The sequence below is a fragment of the Christiangramia oceanisediminis genome (genome assembly GCF_022570735.2).
Lineage (GTDB): Bacteria > Bacteroidota > Bacteroidia > Flavobacteriales > Flavobacteriaceae > Christiangramia > Christiangramia oceanisediminis.
The window spans coordinates 546631-571491 of sequence record NZ_JANCNS010000001.1 but is presented as its reverse complement, the minus strand read 5'-3'; the positions used below and the strand labels follow the sequence as shown (position 1 = coordinate 571491).

The window sequence follows — 24861 nt, the reverse complement described above, 5'->3', positions numbered from 1 at the left end:
TTTGCAAAAAGTTTTGGAATGAAGGATTTTATTGTTGTGGGAGCTGCCCAGGCCGGATTGGCAATGGCCTATTATCTTGACCAGATGGATGCAGATTATCTGGTGGTAGACAAGGAAACCGAAATTGGAGCTTCCTGGTTAAACCGCTGGGACTCCCTAAAACTCTTTACTCCTTCTGAATTCAATAATATGCCGGGAATGGATTTTCCTGCAGAAAAAGGTCATTACCCATCCCGAACCGAGGTAGCCGATTATTTTAAGGCCTACGCTGAAAAATTCAATATTCCTGTTCAACTTGAAACCCTGATCGAGCATATTTCAAATCATGAAGATCATTTTGTGCTGAAAAGTCCTCAGGGAGAAATGCGAACCAGGAATGTGGTCATCGCCACTGGTCCGTTTCATATTCCGTATACTCCTCCATTTTCAAAAAAGATAGCGCCAGAAATATTCCAGATCCATAGTAATTATTATAAGAATCCTGGTCAGCTGAAAGATGGCAAGACCATGGTTGTTGGAGCAGGGGATAGTGGATTCCAGATCCTGGATGAGGTTTCTGAAGAAACCAGCGAACCGGTCTATTTTTCGGGAACTACCGATGTGAGGGTGCTTCCGCAGGAAATATTAGGAAAAACGCTTTGGTGGTGGTTCACCAAAACCGGATTTTTAAGTTTTAGCCGCAATACCTGGCTGGGTCGAAGACTGAGCAAAACAAGGCAGCCAGTGATCGGTACCGATGTGAAGGGAATTTTGGGGAGAGCTAATGTTAAGCCGGTTGGAAAGACCAAGAACGCCCAGGATCATAAAGTGGTGACCGAGAAAATGAATCTTACCGATCTTCAGAATATAATCTGGGCAACCGGGTATCGACCAAATTTTAACTGGATAGAAGGCCTGGAGCTCACCAAAGACGGTTATCCAAAACATCATCGTGGTGTAAGTAATATCGAAGGACTTTATTTTATTGGTCTGCCATGGTTGCACACCCGTGGTTCGGCTACCCTGGGCGGCATCAGGAAGGATGCCGCATATCTTGCTCAATATATTAAAGAGCATACACCAATAATCAGCACCCGTTAGAATACTTTGTTTTAAGGCTTGCCCAATCTTTTTATTTTTGCAGTTATGATCATAACAGATACCCATACACATTTATATAGCGAATCATTTGATGAAGACAGGGATGAGGTGATCCGGGAAGCCCTGGATGAGAACATTAAAAGATTCTTTATTCCGGCCATAGATTCTGAATACACTCAAAGGATGTACGACCTGGAAAGGAAATACCCTGAAAATGTTTTCCTGATGATGGGATTGCATCCTACTCATGTCAAAGAAAATTTCGAAAAGGAACTGGAGCATGTAGAAAAGGAATTCGAAAAAAGAGATTTCTACGCGGTAGGGGAGATCGGGATCGACCTGTATTGGGATAAATCTACGCTGGATATTCAAAAGGAAGCATTCAGGAGACAGATCCAGCTGGCCAAAAGAAAGGAGCTACCAATTGTGATCCATTGCCGTGATGCCTTCGATGAGATCTTTGAAGTCCTGGAATCTGAGAAAGACGAAAAGCTGTTCGGGATCTTCCATTGTTTTACAGGCGACCTTGAACAGGCAAAAAGAGCCTTGTCTTATAATATGAAATTAGGTATTGGAGGTGTGGTCACTTTTAAGAATGGCGGGCTGGATAAATTCATCAGCCAGATTCCGTTAGAGCATATCGTTCTGGAGACCGATGCGCCTTACCTTGCTCCTAAGCCATACCGCGGAAAAAGGAACAACCCGGTGTATCTTTTAAAGGTAGCAGAGAAACTGGCCGAGCTTTATGAAATTTCTGTAGAAGAAGTTGCCAGAATTACCACGAAGAATTCAGAGGAAGTTTTCGGAATATAAAACTGTTTAAAGGAAATTTTGTTCATTTGTTGAAATTATAGATTTAGGTGCAAAATTTTGATGATATACGTTTTTACAATAAGGAAGAGGTAAGACCTGCGCTTCTGGAATATTCCAGGCATCCTATGGTAAAAGCCCTGCTTCAGTTCACGTTTCCAGACAAGGAATTTGAAGAGATCGAAGAGATCTTGAAGGAGTGCAATTCGATAGCCGATTTCCAGAGTAAGGTGATCTACCTAACCGTAGAAAGGGTTTTGGAAAAGACCAGCGAAGGGCTTGATGATAACGGGTTTGATGATCTGGATCCCGAAGAGTCTTATTTTTATATTTCCAACCACCGCGATATCATACTCGATACCTCGCTGATCAATTATACCTTATTAAATCACGATTTGGTGATGACCGGTTCGGCCATTGGAGATAACCTGGTTCAAAAGCCATTCTTGATGGCACTATCCAAGTTAAACAGGAATTTTCTGGTTTTGAGAGGCCAGTCTCCCAGGGAGATGCTTCGAAGTTCCATGAAGCTTTCGGCTTATATCAGGCACCTTTTAAAAGATAAGAATCGTTCTGTTTGGATGGCACAGCGCGAAGGCCGTACCAAGGATGGGAATGATCATACGCAGCAGGGAGTGTTGAAAATGCTGGGAATGGCGAAAGGAGATATGGATATCCTTGATTATTTCGTGAATTTAAAAATCGTACCTGTAGCCATTTCGTATGAACTGGATCCCACAGATATGCTCAAGATGCCAGAGGTGCTGGCTAAGCGAATGCAGGAGGAGTATAAGAAATCTACCAATGAAGATTTCAATAGTATCATGCAGGGAGCAATGGGCCAGAAAGGACGTATTCAGCTTAATGCGGGAAAAGTATTAACCGCTGATGATTTTGCCTATATCAGGGAACAGGACCTTTCTATCAATGACCAGTTAAAGGAGGTCGCCCAATTGATAGACCGAAGCATATACCGAAGTTATAAGCTTTGGCCAGCCAATTATATTGCCTATGATCTTCTGAAAAATGAAGACAGGTTTAGAGATCAATATACCGATAAGGAGAAAAGGCAGTTCGATCGCAGGGTAAGCCGAAGGGTTGATGTAAAGAATCCGCTTGCTTTGAACAGTTATTTATTGATGTATGCCAATCCTGTGATCAATAAAATGTCTTTGAATGAAGAATAGGGCCAGAATACTGCTTGTTTATACCGGTGGTACCATTGGTATGATCAAAGATTACGAGACTGGTGCACTTAAAGCCTTCAATTTTGATGAACTGCTTCAAAATATTCCGGAATTAAATATCCTGGAACACGAAATTGAAACCCTGAGCTTTGAAGAGCCTATAGATTCATCTAATATGAATCTGAGCTACTGGCTTAAGATTGCCAGGACCATAGACGAACATTATGAAGACTATGATGGGTTTGTGGTGCTTCATGGGAGCGATACCATGTCTTACACGGCTTCGGCACTTAGCTTTATGTTCGAAAACCTAACCAAGCCTATCATTTTTACCGGATCTCAATTGCCTATTGGTGACCTTAGGACCGATGCCAAGGAGAACCTGATCACCAGTATTCAGATCGCCGGGTTGCAAAAGAACGGGAAACCTGTGATTTCTGAAGTTGGATTGTATTTTGAGTATAAACTCTACCGGGCTAACAGGACGACCAAGATCAATGCAGAGCATTTTCAGGCATTTGCTTCGATGAATCATCCGCCATTAGCTGAATCTGGGGTGTATCTTTCGGTGAACCATAAGGCCCTCTGGAAACCCAGCCGAAAACAAAAAAGAAAACTTCATACCGGATTCAATGATGAAATTCTGGTTTTAAAAATGTTTCCTGGTATCAATGAAAGTACGGTTCGGCATATTCTATCCAAGGAAAATTTAAAAGGAGTCATCCTGGAAACCTATGGTAGCGGAAACGCTCCTAATGATCCCTGGTTCCTGGATATTTTAAGAGAAAAGATCAAAAATGGGCTGAGTATCGTGAACGTAACTCAGTGTGTAGCAGGAAGTGTGGCGATGGGGCAGTATGAAACCAGTGTTGGTCTTCGAAAAATAGGAGTGGTGTCTGGAAAGGACATTACAACAGAGGCTGCAATCTCAAAATTGATGTACCTGTTGGGAAAGGAGCTGTCGCCAAAAGTATTTAAAACTATCTTTGAAACTTCACTTAGGGGAGAAATGTCTTGAAAATTAACGTCGGCATACTTGACGGAAAAGTTTTTTTTTTGTTATTTGCCGGCCCTAATGAATTAAAAGCCTAATAGAGAGGTGGCCGAGTGGTCGAAGGCGCACGCCTGGAAAGTGTGTATACGTCACAAGCGTATCGAGGGTTCGAATCCCTTCCTCTCTGCTAAGTGTTTTTTATTAAAAATAATTTATATCTTTAAACCTTTAACTAATTAAATTAAGACAAACAGTAATGAAAAGATTATTTTCTATTTTGGTAATCGCCGCGATTACGGTTCTTGGGGCCTACAATCTAAAGGCGGCTAATAGCGCGAATACTTTGCCAGGAACGATTGTGACCTTCGTACAGGACGAAGAAGCAGCCGGTGATGAACTTGTGGAAGAAGAACTTGGTTTTCATCAGGAGCTTAAAAAACGATTCATCGAAGGTGGTCCAGTATTCATGGGAATCGTTCTCCTTTGTTTAATTCTTGGTTTGGCTATTGCCATTGAGAGAATTATCTTTTTAAACCTTTCAACCACCAACACCAAGAAACTTGCTCAAAACGTTGAAGACGCTCTTAACAGTGGAGGAATCGAGGCTGCTAAGGAAGTTTGTAGAAATACAAAAGGTCCTGTTGCTTCTATTTACTACCAGGGTCTAGACAGGGCAGACGAAAGCATCGAAGCTGCAGAGAAAGCAGTTGTGGCTTACGGAGGTGTTCAAATGGGACAGCTTGAGAAGAACGTATCTTGGGTTTCCTTGTTTATCGCATTGGCTCCTATGCTTGGGTTCATGGGTACTGTAATCGGGATGATTCAGGCTTTTGACCGTATCGAGGCAGCTGGAGATATGCAGCCATCACTAGTTGCGGGAGGTATTAAAGTAGCACTTCTTACAACTGTATTCGGTTTGATCGTTGCGATTATTCTTCAGATTTTCTATAACTACATCATCGCTAAGATAGACAGTATCGTAAACGATATGGAAGATGCTTCTATCCTTCTAATCGATATGTTAGTAGCTTACAAGAACAAAAAGAGAGTCTAAGACAAAGCAAAAAAATCATGACCTTACATAAAATATTAAAATATCTGGCACTCGTTATTGGTGTGATAGGTTTGATCCTTCTGGGAAGGATCATCGCCACCGGTGACGACGCTATTAAAGCCTCAGCAGACCTTCAGGGTAGTCATCTTGATCCGTATATGTGGATCGCTTACCTGGTTTTATTCGCGGTAATTGTCATCGTGGCATTATTTGTGATCGTAGGTTTGTTCAGAGGGAATATTAAGAACACGTTAATTGCTGTAGGATCATTTTTGGTGATCGTTGTAATCGCTTATATGTTGAGCGAGGGAACAGCAAGGGAGTTAAAAGACGGTACCATGCTTTCAGCATCTGGTGATCACTGGGTTGGAGCAGGTTTAATTACCTTCTATATCCTGGCCGGAATTGCCGTTGCATCAATGGTATTCTCTGGAATTAAAAAATTAGCTAAGTAATATGGCAAAGAGATCAGCACCGGAAGTGAACGCTGGTTCTATGGCAGACATCGCCTTCCTGCTACTTATCTTTTTCCTGGTAACCACTACCATCGAAACAGATAGCGGGATAAGCCGAAAGTTACCGCCATGGCAACCTGAAGACGTAGAGCCTCCGATCATTAAACAACGTAACATCTTTACCGTGCAGGTTAACAGTAACAATGAGCTGCTGGTCGAAGATGAAGAGATGGAGCTTTCCGAATTAAGGGAAGCTGCTGTTGAGTTCCTTGATAATGGAGCGGGTACAGGTGATGAAGCCTGTAGCTTCTGCCAGGGACCTAAGGATCCTAACTCATCAGTGAATCCTCAAAAGGCGATTATCTCACTTCAGAATAACCGCGGAACTGAGTATGGAACTTACATCGCTGTTCAGAACGAACTCGTGGCTGCATATAATCAGCTTAGAGACCGTGAAGCTCAGAGAATGTATGGGATGACCTTTACGCAGATGGAGAAGAATTTCAATGATCCTCAATTTACTGGAGATAAAGATGCTCTTAAAGAGAAGATCAATGTGATTCAGGATATGATTCCTCAAAAACTGTCTGAGGCCGAACCTAAGAGTTAGAACATTAACAAACGAAAACGACTTTAATTATGTCTAAATTTAAAAAGAAGAAGTCTGGAGAATTGCCGGCAATTAGTACGGCATCGCTACCTGATATCGTTTTCATGCTCTTGTTTTTCTTTATGGTGGCCACTGTAATGCGAGATACTACACTTATGGTAGAAAATACCTTACCATTCGCTGACCAGGTTGAGAAACTAGATAAGAAAGATTTGATCATGTATATCTACGCCGGGAAACCGAGCCAGAGATATCAGGCCAAATACGGAACTGAAGCTCGTATCCAGTTAAATGATAAATTTGCCAGTGTTGAAGAAGTACAGCAGTTTATCTACGCAGAGCGCGAGTCAAAACGAGAGGAATTGGTACCATATTTAACTACCGCATTAAAGGTAGATGAAGAAACAAATATGGGATTGGTTTCTGATATTAAACAAGAATTGAGAAAAGCAGAAGCTCTCAAGATCAACTATACTACGGTTGTTGGAGATGCTACGCGAAACGTTGAATAATCTTTTCGATTTAATTATACTAAACATCCTGTTTGATCTAAATTCGAACAGGATGTTTTTTTATATTTAAACTTCACATTAATTTCCGGATGAATCCTAAGCTTCACCTGTTATTCCTAAGCCTTTTATTACCGGTTTTCCTATCTGCCCAGGAGGAAGAAGACAGGTATAAGATTCCGGATTCTATCCCATTTAGCATTGATAGTTCATACAGGGAAGATCAGTTTTACGTTGGTTTCAGTTTTAATCTTATCACTGAGCGACCATCTACAATTTCACAGGAAAGCTTTTCAGGTGGGATGCATCTTGGCTTTATAAGGGACTTTCCGTTAAATGAAAGAAGAAATGTAGCTATTGGTCTTGGCCTTGGATGGTCTATAGCCAGTTATGGGCAAAACCTTTTTATAGGTGAATCTAACGACGGTACTATTTTCAGAAGCCTGGACGATGACCTTGATTACAGTACCAATCGCTTTACCACTCAGTTGGTAGAACTGCCCCTGGAATTCAGGTGGCGTACCTCTACGCCGCAAACCTATAAGTTCTGGAGGATCTACTCAGGTCTAAAATTGGGTTATATGTATAACTTTCGAAGCAATTACAAAGATTCAGACACGCGGGTTATCATTAATGATATTCCCGAACTTAACCGTTTGAGATTGGGTGCAACTTTTACCTTTGGTTATAATACCTTCAATTTTCAGTTTTATTATGCATTAACGCCATTTTTTCAGGATGCGATGGTGGATGAAGAAGAGCTTGGTCTTTCTACTCTTAAAATAGGTCTAACGTTCTATATTCTGTAAACCAGAATTTGAGGACGAATAACTGTGGTAAAAAACCAATAACTACCCCCAGGACCAGTTCCCATCCGGTATGAGCTTTGTAATATAATCTGGAAGAGGCGGTAAGGCCTGCAGCGATGATGAGGAAACTTAGGGTGTAAATAAGGTAAAGGTGAAAGTAGAGGCAAAATGCCACGAAAAACATGATAAGGCCTGAAATACCAATCATGTGCAGACTGATCTTCATATTGAACCAGGTGAGGATATAAGCCAGGCATGTGGAAATAAGAATGCCTACGAAATAAAAATATAGCCCCGGGTAATTATATACATTAAGGATCTGGTTTAGGACCATAAAAACCAGCAGGATAAAGAAAAAGAGCGGCCATTTGCGCTCCTTTACATCTTGTAAGAACTGGCTTTGAACTTTGCCCAGGTTCTTTAGAAGAAAATAAAAGACTATTGGTATAAAAATAGTGATTATGGCAATGGCCAGTAATTTCGCCTTGACGATCTCTCCCGGGAAATACCTGGGAATTAGCATGAAATATAGAAAGCTTCCGGTGAAAGGCATCCACAGCGGATGAAAAAGATAAGAGGCAAGCTTAAGAATTGGTTTCATTAAATTTCTTTACGTAAACGCGCTACTGGTATGTCAAGTTGTTCCCGGTATTTTGCCACTGTTCTCCTGGCAATTGGATAGCCTTTATCCTTTAGAACCTTGGCCAGTTTCTCATCGGTTAATGGTTTTCGTTTATTCTCTTCCTCTATTGAAATTTCCAGGATCTTTTTGATCTCCCTGGTAGAAACATCCTCTCCCTGGTCGTTCTTCATGGATTCTGAGAAAAATTCCTTGATTAGCTTGGTTCCATAAGGTGTGTCAACATATTTCGAATTAGCCACCCTTGAAACGGTTGAGACATCCATTTCGATCTCATCTGCGATATCCTTAAGGATCATTGGCCTTAGGTTACGCTCATCACCGGTAAGAAAATATTCCTTCTGGTAATTCATGATGGAACTCATCGTAACCATAAGGGTTTGCTGGCGCTGTTTAATGGCTTCGATAAACCATTTTGCAGCATCCAGTTTTTGTTTGATGAACATGACGGCATCCTTTTGTGCCTTGGTTTTTTCTTTAGATTCCTTGTAACCCTTAAGCATATTGCTATAGTCCCTTGAAATATGCATTTCAGGGGCATTACGTCCATTCAAACTAAGTTGTAGTTCACCATCTTCGATCTTAATGGTGAAATCGGGGATCACGTGTTCTACGATACGTGTATTGCCAGAGTATGCGCCACCGGGTTTTGGGTTAAGATGTTCGATCACTTCAATAGCATCGCGTAATTCATCTTCAGAAATATCATGCCTGGAAAGCAATTTTTTGTAATGCTTCTTGCTGAAATGGTCAAAAGATCGCTTCAGGATCTCGGTTGCCAGGGTTACCTGTTTGGTAGGCTCCTTGCGATTTAATTGAATGAGCAGGCATTCCTCAAGGCTTCTGGCTCCAACCCCGGCCGGATCCAGTTGCTGTACTTTCTGAAGTACCTTTTCTACCTGTTCCTCATTGGTATAGATATTCTGGGTAAAGGCCAGGTCATCCACGATATCCTGGACACTTCGGCGAATATAACCGCTCTCATCCACGCTACCTACCAGGAATTCTGCAATTTCGTGCTCTGTTTCATCAAAACGGAAGGTGCTTAACTGGGATTTGAGATGTTGGGTAAATGAAGTTCCAGCTGCATATGGTACCTGTTTGTCATCATCATCGGGGCTGTAATTATTAGCCTGAAGCCTGTAGCTTGGGATCTCATCATCACTCAGGTATTCATCTACATCGATTTCGGTTTCGATGGTTTCATTATCGTAATCATCCTCTGAAGATTCATTGCTCAAATCATCATATTCATCTATTCGTTCCTCTTTACCGTCCTCGAGAGCCGGATTTTCCTCCAGCTCCTGTTTGATGCGCTGTTCAAATGCCTGGGTGGGCAATTGAATTAGCTTCATCAACTGGATCTGCTGTGGAGACAGCTTTTGAGACAGTTTAAGGTTTAATTGTTGCTTTAGCATATATGATTACTTCTCTAACAAAAATAATGAAAATCCGGGCCATACTATCTTTGGCATACCCTATGATTCTGGTAAAATTTTGTTAACAGAATCTTTAGAACAGTCTTCGGAATCGCTTGGGTAGCCTCAGGGAGAAAAGCATTTTCTCCCCACTTACCGGGTGCTGGAATTCGATCTCACTGGCGAACAGGAATAAGCTTTTTTCCTCGAAGTATACATGTTGTTTTATAGTATATAACTTATCACCTATAATCGGGTAGCCCTGTTCTGAAAGATGAACTCGAATTTGATGCGTTCTTCCGGTAAGCGGATATACCTTTAACAACGTAAATGGCTCATCATTTATTTTGAAAAACTTTTCAATTTCTACATGGGTCTTTGCCGATTTTCCCTGGACAGGAGAACTTATAGTAAGCGGTGCTTTGATTTGTCCATGTACCAGGCAATGATAGACCTTGGTAACCTCTTTTTTTTCGAATAATCTCTGAAGACTTAAAAGTGCTTGTTGCGTTTTGGCGCAAAGCAGGATGCCCGAAGTTGGACTGTCTAAACGATGTGCTGGAAGGGGCCACTGCAGTGCATCTGTTGCCTTTGAAGGTTGCAGGTTAAAAGGGAGGCAATTCTCTATGGTCCTGAAAAAATTGCCACTTGTTGGGTAGCCTGCGGGTTTATGAACCACTGCCAGATTATCATCTTCGAAGATGACATTAATCTTCAGTTTAAAGACAGGTTTAGAAGGTTTTTCAGGTTGAAGCAGATCTATCTTTTGTCCTTCCTTTATCCAGTGAGCAGTAGTAGCGGGTTCACTGTCGATTTGAATAAGCCCTTTTTTTATAGCTTTTTTGAGTCCGCTTTTTGTGGATATGGAATTGAAAATAGTGATCGCATATTCCTGCAACCTTATCTTTTGAGGAGTTGCAGGAACTATATGCGATTCTATGATCTTCAATTATCTAAAATTCTGCGTTCTGAGGGGTTCTTGGGAAAGGAATTACATCACGAATATTGCCCATTCCGGTGGCGAATTGTACCAGACGCTCGAAACCAAGTCCAAATCCACTATGCACACAGGTTCCAAATTTACGGGTATCCAGGTACCACCATAGTTCTTCTTCAGGGATATCCAGTTCCTTCATTTTAGCCTTAAGAACATCCAGGCGTTCTTCCCTCTGGCTTCCGCCAACGATCTCTCCAATTCCGGGGAACAGTATATCCATCGCCCGTACGGTCTTCTCATCCTCGTTAAGCCTCATATAGAAAGCCTTGATCTTAGCCGGATAGTCAAAGATGATCACGGGACATTTAAAATGCTTCTCTACCAGGAAGCGTTCGTGCTCACTCTGGAGGTCGGCACCCCATTCTTCAATGATATAATTGAATTTCTTCTTCTTGTTAGGTTTGGAATTCTTCAGGATCTCAATCGCTTCGGTATAACTCACTCTTTTGAAGTTATTGTCCAAAACAAAGTTGATCTTTTCCAAAAGTCCCATTTCACTTCTTTCAGCTTTTGGTTTCAGCTTGTCTTCGCTGGCATGTCTTTCTGCAAGGAATTCCAGATCGTCTTTGCAGTTTTCCACTATATAGCGAAGTACATATTTTATAAAATCCTCGGCAAGATCCATGTTACCATCCAGGTCACAAAACGCAACTTCGGGTTCTATCATCCAGAACTCGGCCAGGTGCCGGGAGGTATTTGAATTTTCAGCCCTGAAAGTAGGGCCAAAGGTGTAAACCTGTCCAAGTCCCAGCGCGAAAGCTTCAGCCTCCAATTGGCCAGATACCGTTAAATTGGTTTCTTTTCCGAAGAAATCTTCCCTGAAATCGATACTTCCGTCTTCATTTTTTGGCGGATTTTTCATATCCAGGGTAGTCACCCTGAACATCTCTCCCGCGCCTTCGGCATCACTTCCCGTAATAATAGGGGTGTTCACATAATGGAAATTCTTTTCCTGGAAATATTTATGAACGGCAAAGGAAAGTTTGCTTCTAAGCCTCATCACGGCACCAAATGTATTGGTTCTCACCCTTAAATGTGCCTGTTCTCTAAGCTTTTCCAGGCTGTGTTTCTTAGGGGAAAGTATGGTGTATTTTACCTCTTCAGGATTGGCATCTCCAAGTATCTTGATCTCATTCACCTCGATTTCCACTCGCTGCTGGCTACCCTGGCTTTCCTTAAGGGTTCCCTTAACCGAAATAGCTGCGCCGGTATTGATTCTCCGTAGAGTTTCCTCTGAAGTATTTTCAAAATCGATAACACACTGAAGGTTTTTTAAGGTGGAACCGTCGTTAAGGGCGATAAACCGGTTACTTCGAAAGGAGCGAACCCAACCTTTAACCATGAATTCCTGTAAAAACTGATCACTTTCCAGTATTTCAGCGATTTTTGCTTGTATCATTTACTCAAAATTTAGAAAAAACAAAGATAGTTTTTCGCCTGAAGCTTAGCAAGCAGGCTATTTTATTAATAGTTTCAATTCTTCTTGTCTAGATAATCTTCAACATCCCCGTTCTCTTCTTCGATGATGTTCATCGCCGGTTCCTTAAGGACTTTTTTGTTGGCGATACTTCGTTCAAGAGATAATAAAAGGGATGGCAGTAGTAAAAGGTTAGCCAGCATTGCGAAAAGCAAGGTGGCCGAAACCAGACCTCCAAGGGCTACGGTTCCTCCAAAGCTACTTATCATAAATACAGAAAAGCCAAAGAAAAGAACGATCGAGGTATAGAACATGCTAACCCCGGTTTCTCTCAGGGCTGCATAAACCGATTTCTTGATCTTCCAGTTATTGGCCTTAAGTTCCTGCCGGTATTTCGCCAGGAAATGTATGGTGTCATCTACCGAAATCCCGAAGGCTATACTAAATACCAGGATGGTTGATGGTTTAATTGGCACACCCAGGAAGCCCATCATTCCTGCAGTTACCAGTAATGGTAACAGGTTTGGAACCAATGAAATAAGGATCATTCGCGCGCTGCGGAACATCCACGCCATAAGTCCGGCGATTAAAAGTATGGCCAGTCCAAGAGAAATGACCAGGTTCTTTACGAGGTAGGTCGTTCCTTTCTGGAATAAAAGAGCCTTTCCGGTTAAGGAAACATCATATCTGTCTTCAGGGAAAATCTTATTGATCTTTGGGATTAGATCCTGCTCTATTTCTTCCATTTTTTCGGTACCCACATCCTGCATAAAGGTAGTAACCCTCGCATACTGGCCGGAGGAATCTACATATGCCTCCATAATGCCATCTTCTGAAGAAAGATTTTTAGCATACGGCATGATGAAATTCCGTTCCTGGGAAGTTGGCAGCTGGTAGTATTTGGGATTACCGTTATAATAAGCCTGCTTGGCGTATTTTACTATCCTGTTTACCGAAAGTGGTTTGGATAGTTCAGGGATATCCTGGATGAACTGCTCCAGTTCTTCCATTCTTTTCAGGTTCGAAAGCTTCATAACCCCATTGGGCCTTTCAGTATCTATGATGATCTCCAAAGGCATTACACCGTCGAACTCTCTTTCAAAAAATTTTACATCCTGAAAGAACTGAGTTTCCTTAGGCATATCCTCCAGGATGCTTCCTGAAATACGAATGGTATAGATCCCAATGATACTTAAAGCAAGCAGCGCTACCGAAGAAATATAGATGGCTATACGATTGTTGCGAACCATGTTTTCCATCCAGTCCACGAATCCACCAATCCATCTTTTGTTCAGGTGCTTCAAATGCCTGTATTTAGGAGGCTTTAGATAGCTGTAAATGATTGGTATGATAAGTAAACTTAGAATGAAAATGGCCAGTATATTGATCGATGCCACTACACCAAATTCCTGTAAGAGCTTGGAATCTGTTAGTATGAACGTAGCGAACCCGGAAGCGGTCGTTACGTTGGTCATCAAGGTAGCATTCCCAACTTTGGTGATCACCCGTTGCAGGGATTTGGCCTGATTTCCGTGTTTCTGTATCTCCTGCTGGTATTTATTGATCAGGAAGATACAGTTTGGTATTCCAATTACGATGATCAATGGTGGGATCAAAGCCGTTAGAATGGTGATCTCGTAATGCAGCAAACCTATGACACCAAAAGCCCACATTACCCCAACACAAACCGTGACCATTGAAATGAGTGTAGCTCTTGCCGAACGAAAAAAGAAAAAGAAGATAAGCGAGGTAACGATAAGGGCGGCAAGTATGAACAGGCCTATCTCGTCCACGATATTCTGGGCATTAAGTGTACGAATATATGGCATTCCCGATACCCTAACGTCAATATTGTGTGTTTCCTCGAAAGCCTCGATAAGCGGATCCAGTTCTTCCAGGACGAATTCCTTTCTTGCCTTTGTATTGACAAGCTCTTTATTCAGGTAAAGGGCTGTTTGTATGGTGTTGGAATGAGAGCTATAGACCAGGTTCTCATAAAAAGGGAGTTCGGTGAACAGCTGTTTTTCAAAATTCTGTAACTCAAGACTGTCTGGGTTTTCTGAAAGCAGAGGAACCATTTCGAACCTTTTTGGATCCTCGAATTTTTTTAATTCCTTCAGGCTGGAAGGGGAGATGATATGATCTACTTCCGGGTAGGAGGTAAGTTTATCAGTTAGCTGGTTCCAAGCCCTGAACTTTTCCGGGGTGAAAATTGCAGAGTCCTGAACTCCAAGCAGTATGAGATTGCCCTCCTCTCCGAATTTATCAAGGAAATCGGTATAGACCTGGTTTACCGGGTGATCGTCCGGCATCAGGTTGGCTTCTGTATACGAAAACCGCATATTCTTCCATTGGGTGGAAAGGAGAAAAGTCATTACTCCAATCAGGATTAGAATAATGATCCGGTTTCTCAAAATAAGGCGGGCGATGGAATTCCAGAATCCAAAGCTAAAAATCTTCTGCATGGCTTTATTTTAGCGGCGCAAAGGTAAAAAAAAGCTACTTTAATTAGTTAATGGTTAGCCTATTAATATTCGATTATTTACAACTGAAGGAGGAAAGTAAACTTCAGCGAAAAATTCTGATCGAAGGTGGGTAGGTGATAAGCCCCGTATCTATAGGCAAAACTCAAACCTAATCCGCTAATGATTTTATTGATCTCGAAGCCGGCTTCCGAATAACCGTGCTCCAGGGTGTTGAAGGGAATGTTCAGGTGGTTGGCCTGGTTGCTGAAGTCTCCTATAGCAAACCTGGAAATAAGCACAAGTTCGGGCCTGTAATTATAAGCAATGCGCAAAGGTCTAACCTGGTGCCGTATGTGCAGCATGGCCTGCCTGTCGCTATAGAATTCGTTGAAATACATGGTTTCAAAACTGGTTCGACCGGCTACCGAGAACCGCCTTAAGATCGCCGGCCTGTTAGGGTTGTTGGGGTAGGCATGAAAAACGTGGGTTAGAGGTAGTTCTCCAAAACCATAATTTCCTTCCAGGATGAATTCGGTCCTGGAAAGGTCCAGCCTTTTAATTTCGTGTTCTAGTTTTAGGCCTACCCGGGTAAAATCGAATTCACCATCGAATGCCTCGAAGGATTGTTGTATCTGTCCTGTTACCTGCGGAAATTTGCGTTCCAGGATTCTATTTCCTTCGGGGGTGCTTAAGAACCTTGAAAAAGGTCTCCAGAGAAAGGAAAGCGTCGCGGTGGAGAGATCGTATTCTCCTACCTGCCGGCCATCTACGCTAAAATTATAGTCCCTTATCTGCCAGATCTCCTCTCTTCCCAGCCGGAACTCCGTTTCCAGATTTGGAGTGATATTGTGCTGAATACCTGCCCAGTAAGTTCGGTAATTATAGAAGAAATTAATATTAACGAAACGAGGTTCGATAATGGAAAAGGTGTTTCTGCCTTTCAAATAATTAAAAGAAGCGGTTTCCTGTATGTCTCTTGAAACATAAAAGTTCAGGTTGGTGCCGGTTCTTTTGTTCAGGAAAATACGGCTGCCTATACCGTATTTCATTACCTCATCCTTAAAACCGTAGGTGGTATAACCGTTGATATTGAATTTTTCTGAAATTAGGTCGTTGGTCTTTCCGCCAAAGCCTAATCGAATACCTTCATAATTATTGAATTTGAAGATCTTGCTTAGATCTACATCCCAGTACTTTAGTGGATAATAGCCTGTGCTGATCGCATTTTTTACCTGTATCTTTCTGGCTACCTTATTTTCTTTTAGCAGGACATCAAGATTTTCACTGGTTACGCGATCCCTGAGTGTATATTCACTTTGCCTGTATTCGTTCCAGAAGTCCGGATCTTTGTTTGGAGCTTCATCAGTCACTTCGATTGTAGCGCCGGGAGTTGGGATGATTCCGTCAAAATTCAGGTCGATGTCAAAATTCCTGGTCGTTGAAGAGAGGAACAGGTTTTTATCCACGTTCGCGCTTCCAAAGATCAGGTTCAGCACACTTTTTTTCGGCTGAATGGTTCCTACACCAATACTGCTGTCAAAAACTGCTACTTCCTTCCCGCCACTACCCGGCCTGATAATCGTGGATTGTTCTGAAGGAAACCAGAGATCTTTGCCAGGAAAATATTCATAATTATGATCAATTTCCAGCCTGATCTCTCCCAGTAATTGCGCACGAACCTTCTGCACTGCGAGGCTGGTCGTGTCCAGGTAAATTATGCCCTCAAGCCCCGCAACTATTTTTTCTCGTTTTGGCTTGAAATGAACGATATATGCAGGCCTGTCACTTTTTGTAGTATCAAGCACCTGATATTCATAATTTCGAAGCGCGCCCTTCCCAAGAGGTCCGGCATATTCGGTTTTATAAAGACGGTAATCATCCTTATAGATAGAGAAGGGGTTGATCTCCATTGCCAGGACGTTATAAACCGGTCTGTCAAAGCCTGCGGTTTGTATCCCGGTAACCAGTTCTTTGGTTCCGGTACGAGATCGAAAGAAATTCTCTGAAACTTTTTCTGAAAGGAATGCTCTTCCATTGGCCGTGTCGGCCATGATCTCTATGGGTGAACCAGCATTGCTTTTGGTGTCGATGATGAATTTGGAATAGGTCCTGAATTTGAAGCCTTCCAGCGCACGTTCCGGATCGTTTTGATGATTTCGATTGATGGCTTCACCAATTAAGTCTTCTGAATGATCCTTAACCGATCTTCCTGATCTATCAAGACCAATTTGCAAATAGCGGGTAGACCGGTCGACGTTGACTTCGATTGCCTGATAGCCAGGATACGATATAGTAAGGCTTTGCGGCAATTGTTCCAGGTCCAGCTGAAAACTTCCGTCGATATTGGTGAGTACCCGGGGATGATTCTCTGGCTGAATGCTTGCAAAGGCAAGCGGTTCCCTGGTTTCCCTGTTAATGACCCGCCCCGGGATAGTTTGAGCCAGCATATCTGGGCATACAAATAACAATAAGAAGACGAGGAGGATTTTCATTAAAAGGAGCCTGAATTTTTTATTAAACTAAATTGCCGGATTAAATCTAAATCTTTTAGACTCAATCCGGCAACAGTTTCACATTTTATGTGGAAATTAAACGGTCATGATCTCCTTTTCCTTGGTAGCAAGGATCTTTTCAATTCGATCAATATAAGTATCGGTCAATTCCTGGATCTCATCCTCAACACTTTTCTTATAGTCTTCAGAAATATCGAGTTTCTTGATCTCCTGGTTGGCTTGTTTTCTATCATTACGCACTCCAACCTTCGCGTCTTCAGCTTCGGCTTTTGCCTGTTTTGATAGTTGAACCCTTCTTTCTTCGGTTAATGGCGGAACGTTAATGATCACGCTTTCCCCGTTGTTCATTGGATTGAAGCCAAGATTTGCCTGCATGATCCCTTTTTCGATCTCCTGGATGAGGCTTTTTTCAAAAGGCTGGATAGATAGCGTCCTGGCATCTGGTGTGTTCACATTGGCCACCTGTTGCAACGGAGTTTGAGCTCCGTAATATTCTACCATTACACTTCCCAGCATGCTAGGGTTTGCCTTTCCGGCACGTATATTAGAAAGTTGCTTTTTAAGATGCGAAATGGCTTTTTCCATCCCCTCTTTTGCTTCTTCTAAGATCAATTCAACTTCTTCATCCATTTTAATACAATTTACTAATTCAGATTTATAGGTTCACTTTGGTTCCGACAGGTTCCCCGGTAACTACCTTTAAAAGGTTGCCCGGTTTATTCATATCGAAAACGATAATTGGTAATTCATTTTCCTGGCTAAGGGTAAAGGCTGTGGTGTCCATCACCTTTAATCCTTTTTTGATTACATCTTCAAATGTAATAAAATCGAATTTGGTAGCGGCTTTATCTTTTTCAGGATCTGAAGTGTATATCCCATCTACCCTTGTGCCCTTCAGGATTACATCGGCTTTGATTTCGATCGCTCTCAAAACTGCGGCAGAATCGGTGGTGAAATACGGATTCCCGGTTCCGCCTCCAAAAATTACCACACGGCCTTTTTCAAGATGCCTTATTGCTTTTCTCCTGATAAAAGGTTCCGCAACTTCATTGATCTTTATGGCAGACTGCAATCTGGTCTGGATATCGGCATCTTCGAGAGCGCTCTGTAAAGCAAGCCCGTTGATCACAGTTGCCAGCATTCCCATATGGTCGCCCTGTACACGATCCATTCCGCGGCTGGCACCGGCTACTCCTCTAAAAATGTTCCCGCCTCCAATAACAATAGCCAGCTCAATACCTTTATCCACTACTGTTTTTATTTCCTCAGCGTATTCTGCCAGGCGTTTTGGGTCGATGCCATATTGACGGTCGCCCATTAAAGCTTCTCCAGATAGTTTTAAAAGTATTCTTTTGTATTGCATAGCTATTCTTTAATTATCGTTGCAAATATAGCTAATATCTGAATTTGGAAAATAGAAACCGGTGAAAATGAAAATGAATCCTGAGATCGATGGTCATTAGGGCAACTGACAACAGTGTCATGGTTATTATATTAATTAAAGCTATGGCCAGATTTTTGATATCTTTGAAACACAAAAAAGAATAAAATTTTAAACCTATGATGGGATATTATATAATTGCCGGACTCATATTTATCGTAAGTATGATCGTGAGCAATACGCTTAAGAGCAAGTTCAGGAAATATTCGAAGATGCGTCTTCAAAACGGGATGAGCGGTAAGGAGATCGCAGAAAAGATGTTATACGATAATGGCATTACAGATGTCAAGGTGATCTCTACACCAGGGATGCTGTCTGACCATTATAATCCTGCAAAAAAAACCGTGAATCTTAGTGAAGGTGTTTATTCACAAAGAAATGCAGCGGCAGCGGCGGTGGCGGCCCACGAATGTGGTCACGCCATTCAGCATGCTCAGGCTTATAGCTGGCTGCAAATGAGAAGTAAACTGGTGCCGGTGGTTAGCGTAGCATCTAAATTGTCGCAATGGGCGATCTTTGGAGGGCTTATTTTGATGACCATGGTTGGAGTAGGAGTTGGTCAAACGGTTCTACTTATAGGTATCATAATGTATGCTATGGGAACACTATTCAGTTTTATTACGCTTCCCGTTGAATATGATGCCAGTAAACGGGCATTGGTATGGCTTGAAAATGAGAACATGCTCACCAGTTCTGAACACGACGCGGCAGAGGATTCCCTAAAATGGGCTGCCAGAACTTATGTAGTGGCTGCCATTGGTTCCCTTGCGACTCTCATGTACTTTTTAAGTCTTTATTTGGGAAGAGATTAAATGCAAATCCATATAAATTAATAAAAAAGCTGCCTTTTCGGGCAGCTTTTTTTATATCCTGATCTGGCGGTTTATTTGCTGATTAAGGGAAATAAAGGTTTCGGTTCTGGAGACTCCATCAATGGCCTGTATGTCTTTATTAAGAACCTGCATTAAATGTTCATTATCCTTGCACAGGATCTTCAGGAAGATAGACCAGTTCCCGGTAGTATAATGACACTCGATCACCTCTGGAATTTCGCTAAGCTTTTTAACTGCCTGGGGATTGCTTACGGCCTTGTCCAGGTAAACCCCAACAAATGCCATGGTTTTATAGCCCAGAAGCCTGGCATCCAGCATCATCCTGGAACCTTCGATCAAGCCCGATTTTTCAAGTTTCCTCAATCTTTGATGAACGGCGGCCCCTGTGATCCCAATTTTCTTAGCAATTTCTAGGATCGGTTTTTTCGCATCTTTCATCAAAAAGTTCAGGATAGTCTTATCGATACCGTCGAGCTTAACATTTTCGTTTACTATCTTCATCCTGATATTTTTGGTTTTAAAGCTAAAATATAAAAAAAGCTTTCAAAATTTAATTACCTACCTCTCCAAATGGATTATATCCCAGGTATTCGGTTTCTTTTTCTTTAAAAGTGATATCGTGCTTTTCTAATTGGGAAAGGATGGGTTCGTATACTTCTCTCCTTATAGGTAATTGTACTCCGGGTGTTTCGATCTGGCCGTTCAGGATCATGATGGTCGCCATAGCTACCGGTAAACCTACGGTTTTGGCCATAGCTGTTCTGGATTGGTCTTCTCCTATATGTACCATGGTAGAATCGATCTGTTTTTTTTCGCCATTCAGTTCATAGCCAAATTTGTGGTACATCACGATCATATCCTTGTCTTCCTGGGACAGCGACCATTTATCCATCAGGATCTTCTGTAAAGCCTCGGCCGGAGTGGCGTTTTTAATGCCCAGCTTTTTATTCGGATTAAAGATATCCAGTTCGAGCAGTTTTTCCCACATGATATCATCCTGATCGATCTTAAGGTTATGCCTGGTCTTAAGTTCAACAGAATCGCTTGGGGAATAAGGCAGGAACGAGTTGATAAAATCGCGGTAACTCATGTTTTCAGAATCCTTCATGCTGAAGCTGTCATCTGTCATGCCTAGTTGTACGAACATGTTCCAGGCCCTGCTGAAGCCAACCTTTCGTATGGTGCCCCGGTATAAGGTTAGAGCGTCTTCCAGGCTATAAACGCTTTGGTATTTCAGCGAATTTCTGTTGGCGTAGACTTCAAATTTTCCATGACCTTCAATTTCAATGAATTCAGTTCTTCTGAATAGCCGGTTGTAGGGAATATATTTGTATTTGCCTTCCTGGATAAATTCGGCAACACCGCCCTGGCCGGCTACGACCACGTTTCGGGGATTCCAGGTGAATTTATAATTCCAGAGATTGTTATCGCTTTCTGGAGCGACCAGTCCGCCGGTAAAGGATTCGAATAATAACATTTTCCCACCTTTATCACGGATCCTGTCTATGACCTGCATAGCGCTCATATGGTCAATGCCAGGGTCTACGCCAATTTCGTTCATAAATACAAGTCCCTTCTCTTTCACCTGTTCATCCAGGGCCTTCATTTCCTCACTAATGTAGGAGGCCGTCACCATATTTTTTCCAAATTTCAGGCAATCCCTGGCGACTTCTATATGGAATCTTGCCGGGAGCATAGAGATGATGATATCTGCCTGCTGGATGGCTGCTTCGCGGCTTTCAGAATTAAAGATATCGAGTTTAAAGGCGTCACACCGGGGATGTTCCCTGCAGGCTTTTTTCGCATTTTCCAGGTCCAGGTCTCCTATTCTAAGATGAAGCTCCTCTTTTTCTGCCTGGTCAAGCAGGTAACTGATTAAAACAGACGTGGATTTTCCTGCTCCAACGATTAAAATTTTACGCATAAATTAAGTTAGTTTTGTGTAGTGGTAAACGAATGTATTAAAACTTTGAATGAAATAAAATGAAGTATGAATAGAAGATTTATCGTTGCCGGCGCATTTTTTGGTCTTACCGCGGTGCTCCTGGGTGCTTTTGGCGCACATGGATTAAAGGAAAGTCTTTCAGAAAGTTCCCTGGCCTCTTTTGAAACAGGAATTCGGTTCCAGATGTATCACTCCTTTTTGTTATTGATACTGGGTGTTTTAAAGTTAAATTCTTCTAAAACCCATAACTGGCTGTTTTATCTAATTTGCCTGGGCGTGGTCCTGTTCTCAGGTTCTATTTACCTGCTTTCCACTGCCGATATAACTGGCATTGAATTGGGGAAATTCGCATTGGTGACCCCTGTAGGTGGAAGCCTTTTGATAATTGCATGGAGCATTTTGCTGTTGAGTTTCATAAAGTTAAAAAAGAAATAATTTGAGGCTTATTGGTGATATATCTATTTTAGATTTTTAATTTTGTAGGCCTAAACAAACTACACATTTGATTTTTTATGGTCGAAAACACCCATATTACGAAAACGATTTCGTTAGAGGATTACGGGATCACCAAAGCTAAAGTACACTATCAACTATCTCCGGAAGAACTTCAGGAAGAAACTATAAGGCTCGGGCAGGGCGTCGAAAGCTCCTTTGGAGCTTTAGCCGTTAATACGGGTGAGTTTACAGGAAGGTCTCCTAAAGACAGGTTCATCGTAAAAGATGAGATCACTGAAGATAAAGTATGGTGGGGGGACATAAACATTCCTTTTGATCCCGAGAAGTTCGATAAACTTTACAAAAAGGTTGCCGATTATCTAGGCGGCAGGGAGGTTTACGTAAGAGATGCCTATGCCTGTGCTGATAATAAATACCGGCTTAATATCAGGGTCGTGAACGAGTATCCATGGTCTAATATGTTTGCCTATAACATGTTTCTTCGACCTGAGGAGGAAGAGCTCGATAGTTTTAAGGAAGACTGGCTGATTCTGAACGCTCCTGGGTTTAAAGCTAATCCAGAAGTGGATGGGACCAGACAGGAGAATTTTGCGATCCTTAATTTTAAAAAGAAGATTGCGATTATAGGAGGAACTGGTTATACCGGGGAGATCAAGAAAGGAATTTTCTCTGCCCTGAATTTTGTACTTCCGGTCTATAAGAACACTTTGCCAATGCACTGTTCTGCGAATGTTGGAGAAGATGGAGATACCGCGATTTTCTTCGGATTATCGGGAACCGGAAAGACCACTCTTTCTGCAGATCCTGAAAGAAGATTAATTGGAGATGACGAACATGGCTGGACCGCCGAAAATACTATTTTCAATTTTGAAGGTGGATGCTATGCGAAGGTGATCAATCTTTCTGAAGAGAACGAACCGGATATTTACCATGCCATTAAGCCTGGTGCTATCCTGGAAAACGTGGTGCTGAATGAAAAAGGAGAGGTAGATTTTGCCAATACCAGTATCACCCAAAATACCAGGGTAAGTTATCCTATTAGTCATATCAACAATATACAGCAGCCTTCAAGAGGCGAAAACCCGAAGAACGTATTTTTCCTGACAGCCGACGCATTTGGAGTGCTTCCTCCTATCAGTAAATTGACGCCAGGACAGGCCGCTTACCATTTTATTAGTGGTTATACGGCTAAGGTGGCGGGAACCGAAGCAGGGGTGGATGAGCCAATCCCGAGCTTTTCGGCATGTTTTGGTGCGCCGTTTATGCCGTTGCATCCCACAAAATATGCTGAAATGTTAAGCGCCAAAATGAAAGATGCAGGTGTAAATGTCTGGTTGGTGAATACCGGATGGACTGGTGGACCGTATGGGGTTGGAAGCAGGATGAAATTAAAGTATACCCGTGAAATGATTAGCTCTGCCTTGGAAGGAAAACTGGAAGACGTAGAATATGAAACTCACGAGATATTTGGTTTACAAATGCCGAAAACCTGTGAAGGGGTTCCGTCAGAGATCCTGAACCCAAAGAATACCTGGAAAGATAAAGAGGCTTACGATAAGAAAGCCCGGGAACTCGCAGGTTTCTTCAAAAAGAACTTTAGTAAATTCGAGGAGTATGCCAATGACGAGATCATGAATGGCGCTCCCATCGGATAGTTTTAAATTGTTAGATTAAAGGTTGAAATGAAAAATCCGGTCGAAAGACCGGATTTTTCTATTTTGAAAAAGTAAATAAAGCTTAAGCTTTCTTATTTACTTCACTAATGTATTTGCTAATTGCCATCGTCATACTTGGCGTTTCCGGAGTCGGAGCCTTTATGTTCACCACAAGACCGTGATCTTTTGCAGCTTTGATGGTAGTGTTGCCGAAAACCGCGATACGGGTATTGTTTTGTTTAAAATCTGGAAAATTTTCAAAAAGTGATTTGATTCCACTTGGGCTGAAGAAAACCAGGATGTCATAGGTAACGTCTTTCAAATGAGAGAGGTCGCTTACTACGGTACGGTAAAAAACTGCCTTTTTCCAGTCTACTCCTAATTTATTCAGTGTTTTTGGAACATCCGGTTTCAGCATATCCGAAGACGGAAGTAGAAACTTTTCGTTCTTATATTTCTTGATCAAAGGAGCAAGTTCTGCGAAGGTTCTTTTCCCAACATAGATCTTTCTTTTCCTGTAGACCACATATTTCTGAAGATAATAAGCTACAGCCTCACTCTGGCAAAAATATTTCAGGGTATCCGGCACTTTAAACCTCATTTCTTCAGCAATTCTGAAAAAATGGTCAACAGCATTCCTGCTGGTAAGAATGATAGCAGTAAATTTGGAGAGATCGACTTTTTGCTGTCTTACTTCCTTAGAAGGCACACCTTCCACATGGATAAAAGGGATGAAATCAATTTTAACTTTTTGTTTTTCCTCCAGCTCAAAATAAGGAGAATTTTCAACCTTAGGTTCTGGCTGTGAAACCAAAATTGTTTTCACTTTCATATAGTAAACTTTAAAAATCCTTTTTAGTTTATAATCAGCTTATATAAAATAATATAAGGGGCGATTTCAAGAGCGCAAAGGTACAAAATAAAATAGAACCAATTGGCGCTAAGTATATTTTGATTTCGTCTGAATATAATAAACATTCCTATGGCATTGGCAAGCAAGGCCGCTCCGCCAATAATCGACAAAATAAGTGTCGTTGGTGAGACAGTATAGATCAGGAATAAAGATGCCCCCAGAAGAAATAGGGCTATGAAATTTCGATAGCTTAGCTTCTGGAAGATATAATAATCCATTTGCTCATCGATTTCGAAAATATTGCCAATGATCTTTTCTAAAAGTGCTTTGAACAGAAGCAGGCAGGTGAAGGCTGTAAAAATTCGGATAAAAATGATCCAGGCCTCATCTTTCAGTTCATAGGAATAGGCATAAGCGATGTAAAGAAAAATGGAGACCGCCAGCAATTGTATGAATAACAACAAAATGTTAAAAGGATGAAAAGCTTTATTCTCCTTTCCTTTAAAGGCTATAAATTTACCCGAGTTCAAAAGATTAGCGAACTCTTCAAATCGTTGAGTGAAAAGAATTTTTGCGAGAACAAGCAGAATAAAGCATAATAGGAAGATCAAGGTAATCCAGTCCTGATGTTGGTAAATTCTGTCTATGGCCTGCATGTACAATTTTTTACAAATGTAAAATTTTGACCAGTAATCCGGTGTTGGATTATCGAGTTTTGAA

Annotated in this window: 24 protein-coding genes and 1 tRNA gene; 13 read left to right on the top strand and 12 right to left on the bottom strand. The window is 41.7% G+C overall.

Translation table 11 applies throughout. The features are described from left to right. Positions 1–18 precede the first annotated feature (18 nt). From MKO06_RS02555 to MKO06_RS02510, 10 genes are all read left to right on the top strand, one after another. On the top strand, positions 19–1080 hold the full coding sequence (locus tag MKO06_RS02555) for a flavin-containing monooxygenase (protein ID WP_241550774.1): 1062 nt from the start codon (positions 19–21) through the stop codon (positions 1078–1080). 45 nt (positions 1081–1125) lie between these two features. After that, positions 1126–1893, top strand: a complete 768-nt coding sequence (locus tag MKO06_RS02550; RefSeq protein WP_241550773.1) for a TatD family hydrolase — start codon at positions 1126–1128, stop codon at positions 1891–1893. Positions 1894–1940: 47 nt separating this feature from the next. Further along, a complete protein-coding gene (locus tag MKO06_RS02545; RefSeq protein ID WP_241550772.1) occupies positions 1941–3077 on the top strand; it encodes a lysophospholipid acyltransferase family protein in 1137 nt (378 codons plus the stop codon). After that, positions 3067–4095, top strand: coding sequence for an asparaginase (locus MKO06_RS02540; protein ID WP_241550771.1), 1029 nt, complete (start codon positions 3067–3069; stop codon positions 4093–4095). The genes MKO06_RS02545 and MKO06_RS02540 overlap by 11 nt, the downstream gene beginning before the upstream one ends. Positions 4096–4170: 75 nt before the next feature. After that, positions 4171–4258: transfer RNA gene (locus tag MKO06_RS02535), tRNA-Ser, on the top strand. A gap of 69 nt (positions 4259–4327) precedes the next feature. After that, complete coding sequence (locus MKO06_RS02530; protein ID WP_241550770.1) at positions 4328–5125, top strand: MotA/TolQ/ExbB proton channel family protein; 798 nt, start codon at positions 4328–4330, stop codon at positions 5123–5125. A gap of 17 nt (positions 5126–5142) precedes the next feature. Beyond that, positions 5143–5580 carry a tweety family protein gene (locus tag MKO06_RS02525; RefSeq protein ID WP_241550769.1) on the top strand — a complete coding sequence of 146 codons (438 nt, stop codon included), beginning with the start codon at positions 5143–5145 and terminating at the stop codon, positions 5578–5580. A 1-nt stretch (position 5581) separates the two neighbouring features. Then, complete coding sequence (locus MKO06_RS02520) at positions 5582–6190, top strand: ExbD/TolR family protein (protein ID WP_241550768.1); 609 nt, start codon at positions 5582–5584, stop codon at positions 6188–6190. A gap of 29 nt (positions 6191–6219) precedes the next feature. Beyond that, the gene (locus tag MKO06_RS02515; RefSeq protein WP_241550767.1) at positions 6220–6702 is read left to right on the top strand and encodes an ExbD/TolR family protein; all 483 of its coding nucleotides are present in this window, start codon (positions 6220–6222) and stop codon (positions 6700–6702) included. An 89-nt stretch (positions 6703–6791) separates the two neighbouring features. After that, positions 6792–7508 carry a porin family protein gene (locus MKO06_RS02510; RefSeq protein WP_241550766.1) on the top strand — a complete coding sequence of 239 codons (717 nt, stop codon included), beginning with the start codon at positions 6792–6794 and terminating at the stop codon, positions 7506–7508. Here the strand turns inward: MKO06_RS02510 and MKO06_RS02505 are convergent. From MKO06_RS02505 to pyrH, 8 genes are all read right to left on the bottom strand, one after another. After that, the gene (locus MKO06_RS02505) at positions 7477–8109 is read right to left on the bottom strand and encodes a hypothetical protein (RefSeq protein ID WP_241550765.1); all 633 of its coding nucleotides are present in this window, start codon (positions 8107–8109) and stop codon (positions 7477–7479) included. The two genes, MKO06_RS02510 and MKO06_RS02505, sit on opposite strands and share 32 nt — an antisense overlap. After that, entirely contained in the window at positions 8109–9566 is a 1458-nt protein-coding gene (gene rpoN / locus MKO06_RS02500) for an RNA polymerase factor sigma-54 (RefSeq protein WP_241550764.1), read from the bottom strand. The genes MKO06_RS02505 and rpoN overlap by 1 nt, the downstream gene beginning before the upstream one ends. A 94-nt stretch (positions 9567–9660) precedes the next feature. Then, on the bottom strand, positions 9661–10515 hold the full coding sequence (locus tag MKO06_RS02495) for an RluA family pseudouridine synthase (protein WP_241550763.1): 855 nt from the start codon (positions 10513–10515) through the stop codon (positions 9661–9663). A gap of 4 nt (positions 10516–10519) precedes the next feature. Continuing rightward, positions 10520–11962, bottom strand: a complete 1443-nt coding sequence (gene asnS / locus MKO06_RS02490; protein WP_241550762.1) for an asparagine--tRNA ligase — start codon at positions 11960–11962, stop codon at positions 10520–10522. 74 nt (positions 11963–12036) lie between these two features. Continuing rightward, positions 12037–14445, bottom strand: a complete 2409-nt coding sequence (locus MKO06_RS02485) for an efflux RND transporter permease subunit (protein WP_241550761.1) — start codon at positions 14443–14445, stop codon at positions 12037–12039. A 77-nt stretch (positions 14446–14522) separates the two neighbouring features. Continuing rightward, positions 14523–16937, bottom strand: coding sequence for a DUF5686 family protein (locus MKO06_RS02480; protein ID WP_241550760.1), 2415 nt, complete (start codon positions 16935–16937; stop codon positions 14523–14525). Positions 16938–17033: 96 nt separating this feature from the next. Continuing rightward, the gene (gene frr / locus MKO06_RS02475; protein WP_241550759.1) at positions 17034–17588 is read right to left on the bottom strand and encodes a ribosome recycling factor; all 555 of its coding nucleotides are present in this window, start codon (positions 17586–17588) and stop codon (positions 17034–17036) included. 25 nt (positions 17589–17613) lie between these two features. After that, positions 17614–18321, bottom strand: a complete 708-nt coding sequence (gene pyrH / locus MKO06_RS02470; RefSeq protein WP_241550758.1) for a UMP kinase — start codon at positions 18319–18321, stop codon at positions 17614–17616. 197 nt (positions 18322–18518) lie between these two features. Here pyrH and MKO06_RS02465 point away from each other — a divergent pair, with 197 nt between their 5' ends. Further along, on the top strand, positions 18519–19211 hold the full coding sequence (locus MKO06_RS02465) for a zinc metallopeptidase (protein ID WP_241550757.1): 693 nt from the start codon (positions 18519–18521) through the stop codon (positions 19209–19211). Positions 19212–19262: 51 nt separating this feature from the next. Here the strand turns inward: MKO06_RS02465 and MKO06_RS02460 are convergent, their stop codons facing one another. Both MKO06_RS02460 and MKO06_RS02455 read right to left on the bottom strand, forming a co-directional pair. Further along, positions 19263–19733, bottom strand: coding sequence for an Lrp/AsnC family transcriptional regulator (locus tag MKO06_RS02460; RefSeq protein ID WP_241550756.1), 471 nt, complete (start codon positions 19731–19733; stop codon positions 19263–19265). Positions 19734–19782: 49 nt separating this feature from the next. Then, positions 19783–21156, bottom strand: a complete 1374-nt coding sequence (locus MKO06_RS02455; RefSeq protein ID WP_241550755.1) for a saccharopine dehydrogenase family protein — start codon at positions 21154–21156, stop codon at positions 19783–19785. 66 nt (positions 21157–21222) lie between these two features. On the opposite strand from MKO06_RS02455, the gene MKO06_RS02450 reads away from it, so the two are divergent. Next, entirely contained in the window at positions 21223–21612 is a 390-nt protein-coding gene (locus MKO06_RS02450) for a DUF423 domain-containing protein (RefSeq protein WP_241550754.1), read from the top strand. Between the two features lie 77 nt (positions 21613–21689). Continuing rightward, on the top strand, positions 21690–23288 hold the full coding sequence (gene pckA, locus MKO06_RS02445; RefSeq protein ID WP_241550753.1) for a phosphoenolpyruvate carboxykinase (ATP): 1599 nt from the start codon (positions 21690–21692) through the stop codon (positions 23286–23288). Between the two features lie 82 nt (positions 23289–23370). On the opposite strand, the gene MKO06_RS02440 is transcribed toward pckA, so the two are convergent. Then, positions 23371–24120 carry a uroporphyrinogen-III synthase gene (locus tag MKO06_RS02440; RefSeq protein WP_156279754.1) on the bottom strand — a complete coding sequence of 250 codons (750 nt, stop codon included), beginning with the start codon at positions 24118–24120 and terminating at the stop codon, positions 23371–23373. A gap of 23 nt (positions 24121–24143) precedes the next feature. Further along, complete coding sequence (locus tag MKO06_RS02435) at positions 24144–24797, bottom strand: DUF4271 domain-containing protein (protein ID WP_241550752.1); 654 nt, start codon at positions 24795–24797, stop codon at positions 24144–24146. Between the last annotated feature and the right edge of the window lie 64 nt (positions 24798–24861).

Excerpts from the sequence above, each read along its gene's own strand:
- frr (WP_241550759.1), bottom strand. The coding sequence starts at position 17,588 with ATGGATGAAGAAGTTGAATTGATCTTAGAAGAAGCAAAAGAGGGGATG.
- MKO06_RS02455 (WP_241550755.1), bottom strand. The coding sequence starts at position 21,156 with ATGCGTAAAATTTTAATCGTTGGAGCAGGAAAATCCACGTCTGTTTTA.
- MKO06_RS02450 (WP_241550754.1), top strand. The coding sequence starts at position 21,223 with ATGAATAGAAGATTTATCGTTGCCGGCGCATTTTTTGGTCTTACCGCG.
- MKO06_RS02540 (WP_241550771.1), top strand. The coding sequence starts at position 3,067 with ATGAAGAATAGGGCCAGAATACTGCTTGTTTATACCGGTGGTACCATT.
- MKO06_RS02525 (WP_241550769.1), top strand. The coding sequence starts at position 5,143 with ATGACCTTACATAAAATATTAAAATATCTGGCACTCGTTATTGGTGTG.
- MKO06_RS02435 (WP_241550752.1), bottom strand. The coding sequence starts at position 24,797 with ATGCAGGCCATAGACAGAATTTACCAACATCAGGACTGGATTACCTTG.
- pckA (WP_241550753.1), top strand. The coding sequence starts at position 21,690 with ATGGTCGAAAACACCCATATTACGAAAACGATTTCGTTAGAGGATTAC.
- pyrH (WP_241550758.1), bottom strand. The coding sequence starts at position 18,321 with ATGCAATACAAAAGAATACTTTTAAAACTATCTGGAGAAGCTTTAATG.
- MKO06_RS02510 (WP_241550766.1), top strand. The coding sequence starts at position 6,792 with ATGAATCCTAAGCTTCACCTGTTATTCCTAAGCCTTTTATTACCGGTT.
- MKO06_RS02505 (WP_241550765.1), bottom strand. The coding sequence starts at position 8,109 with ATGAAACCAATTCTTAAGCTTGCCTCTTATCTTTTTCATCCGCTGTGG.
- MKO06_RS02460 (WP_241550756.1), bottom strand. The coding sequence starts at position 19,733 with ATGAAGATAGTAAACGAAAATGTTAAGCTCGACGGTATCGATAAGACT.
- MKO06_RS02485 (WP_241550761.1), bottom strand. The coding sequence starts at position 14,445 with ATGCAGAAGATTTTTAGCTTTGGATTCTGGAATTCCATCGCCCGCCTT.
- MKO06_RS02515 (WP_241550767.1), top strand. The coding sequence starts at position 6,220 with ATGTCTAAATTTAAAAAGAAGAAGTCTGGAGAATTGCCGGCAATTAGT.
- MKO06_RS02530 (WP_241550770.1), top strand. The coding sequence starts at position 4,328 with ATGAAAAGATTATTTTCTATTTTGGTAATCGCCGCGATTACGGTTCTT.
- MKO06_RS02520 (WP_241550768.1), top strand. The coding sequence starts at position 5,582 with ATGGCAAAGAGATCAGCACCGGAAGTGAACGCTGGTTCTATGGCAGAC.
- rpoN (WP_241550764.1), bottom strand. The coding sequence starts at position 9,566 with ATGCTAAAGCAACAATTAAACCTTAAACTGTCTCAAAAGCTGTCTCCA.
- MKO06_RS02480 (WP_241550760.1), bottom strand. The coding sequence starts at position 16,937 with ATGAAAATCCTCCTCGTCTTCTTATTGTTATTTGTATGCCCAGATATG.
- asnS (WP_241550762.1), bottom strand. The coding sequence starts at position 11,962 with ATGATACAAGCAAAAATCGCTGAAATACTGGAAAGTGATCAGTTTTTA.
- MKO06_RS02550 (WP_241550773.1), top strand. The coding sequence starts at position 1,126 with ATGATCATAACAGATACCCATACACATTTATATAGCGAATCATTTGAT.
- MKO06_RS02555 (WP_241550774.1), top strand. The coding sequence starts at position 19 with ATGAAGGATTTTATTGTTGTGGGAGCTGCCCAGGCCGGATTGGCAATG.
- MKO06_RS02465 (WP_241550757.1), top strand. The coding sequence starts at position 18,519 with ATGATGGGATATTATATAATTGCCGGACTCATATTTATCGTAAGTATG.
- MKO06_RS02440 (WP_156279754.1), bottom strand. The coding sequence starts at position 24,120 with ATGAAAGTGAAAACAATTTTGGTTTCACAGCCAGAACCTAAGGTTGAA.